This is a genomic window from Robbsia andropogonis (assembly GCF_000970345.1).
Lineage (GTDB): Bacteria > Pseudomonadota > Gammaproteobacteria > Burkholderiales > Burkholderiaceae > Robbsia > Robbsia andropogonis.
The window spans coordinates 1-1964 of record NZ_LAQU01000143.1; the positions used below are offsets into that span (position 1 = coordinate 1).

2 protein-coding genes are annotated in these 1964 nt (G+C 56.7%); both read left to right on the forward strand.

What is annotated here, in order from left to right:
• Window positions 1-751: 751 nt before the first annotated feature.
• Window positions 752-1222, forward strand: coding sequence for a hypothetical protein (locus WM40_RS26575; protein ID WP_046154571.1), 471 nt, complete (start codon window positions 752-754; stop codon window positions 1220-1222).
• On the forward strand, window positions 1215-1964 hold a 750-nt coding region (locus WM40_RS26580), incomplete at its 3' end, for a TraI domain-containing protein (RefSeq protein ID WP_046154572.1). The genes WM40_RS26575 and WM40_RS26580, both read left to right, overlap by 8 nt.

Consider the following 1964-nt stretch of genomic DNA (forward strand, 5'->3'; position numbering starts at 1 on the left):
GACTGCGCCTGCACCGCACCCATACCAATAGAGGCGAGTGCAAGGTATGCGAGCAACGAGGCGAGCGCCGTAATAGCAACGCGCTTTGCGCGACGAGCAATTCGAGATGTCAACACCGCTTCTCCTTACCGTGTGGCAAACCCGGGCCTGATAACGGGGAGGCCGTGTTCCCCTACTGCGGGAGCTTCAAAAAATTCCGTGCGCGGCAAGTGCCACGAGGGAAGCTCCGAAAGTCAAAGTCGACTTCTGCCGGCAGCGCGCCTTGGTTAGAAGTCAGACGTGCAGAGTGTGCGGATCTTGCCTAGAAAAGTCTGCATTCAAATTGCTGAAAAATTCGCATATTGAAAGTAATATCAAAAATCTTCTAACCTACTTTTAGTTATATATGAAAAAGTGCTTTTGCTTTAAAAACAAAGACTTAGAAGGGTAAGGGGCCGAACCAAAGGCAAAACACCTTGCTTACAAAACGCAAGGTGTTTAAACGACAAAGGCACTCATTGCTGAGAAGGAGGAAGGGGAAAAACGTGTAAAAACAAAGACTAAGGGGAAAAAGGAAGAGAAAGGGCGAGGCACAAAAAAGGCGCAAAACCTCTTATTATCATCCCTGCCATTCGTATATGTCCAGGTTTTGAATGCTGAAAATCGAACTTTTTGATTTTTAAAAAGTTCGATTTTCAGCATCGGCGTTGCTGACCCAGCTGACCCCCTTGCATACAGTGCTAACCAGGAATTCTCTCTGGAGGTGAGCCAGGTGGACACTGTGATCGAACAAGACTACGAGATGCTGTTGCGGGATATGCTGTTGCAATCGGTGGATCCGGCCTGGACCAATGTGGTCATGAAATGGATCCGGCGCTTCGACGGCTGGTATCTCAAGGAACGAGAAAGCGAGCGCAATCCGCAAGCGGCCATCGCCTATGACTGCCTGCGCCGCGAGCCGATTCGCCGCGGCGTGGCGCGCACCGCCAATTTACTCGCGCACCTGCCGTTCAATCGCTGGACAGCGACTACTCTCTTAACCATCCAAAGGCAGTGGAGTCCGGTCGACGAGGACTTCCGCTCTTTCCTCACGCGCAATAAAGACAACGGTGTGTACGCGTTTCCGCTGCCCGAGGTACCACCGCAGCGCCGGCAAGACACCTTGGCCTACTTGCGTGCCATGTATGAGCTGGAGGTGATCAAGCAAAAAGTGCTGGACCAGGACTTGTTGGGCGATGACTGATGGCCTGTTGATCGGCGCGGCGCTCAGCCTGCTCGCCGGTGCCTACTGGCTGCATCGAACGCGCCCTCCCGCTACCGCACCGGTCGCACCCGCACCGGGACACGCCGCTCGCGACCCGCGTGCGCGGCCACCTGCGCCAAATTTCTTGCCCGTCATGCGCTATGACGAACTCGTCGCCAGTACGGAGATGGCCGGGCGCATCGCCAAGATCGAGCAAAAGCTGGCGTTCGCGCCCAACAATTTCCACGACGATGTCCTGCCCCTGCTCCAGCGCTTCTCGGAATTCGTGCAATTGTTGCCTGCCTCAGAGTCGCATCACCACGCCCAGCCAGGCGGCTTGCTGATTCATTTGATTGAAGTAGCGGAATATGCGCTGCATTTTCGGGATAGCTACAAGCTGCCCATCGGCGCCTCGACCGAGGAGCAGGCGCGCCTGGGCGCGCGCTACAGCTACGCGGTGCTGGTCGCGGCCCTATTGCACGACATCGGCAAGCCCGTGGCGGACGTGCGCGTGCGCACCGTTGGATCCGATAACGGCGAGCCGCGCACCTGGACGGCGCTCGCTGGCGCAATGCTCGAACAGCGCGCTGTCTGGTACAGCGTCGATTTCCCAAACGCCGCCGAGCGCGACTACAAGGCGCATCAGCGCCTGCCTGTCGTCCTGCTCCAGCGCATTGTGCCGAGCTCGACGCTTGCGTGGCTGGGCGAATATCCCCCGCTGTTGCAGGAACTGATGAGTTAC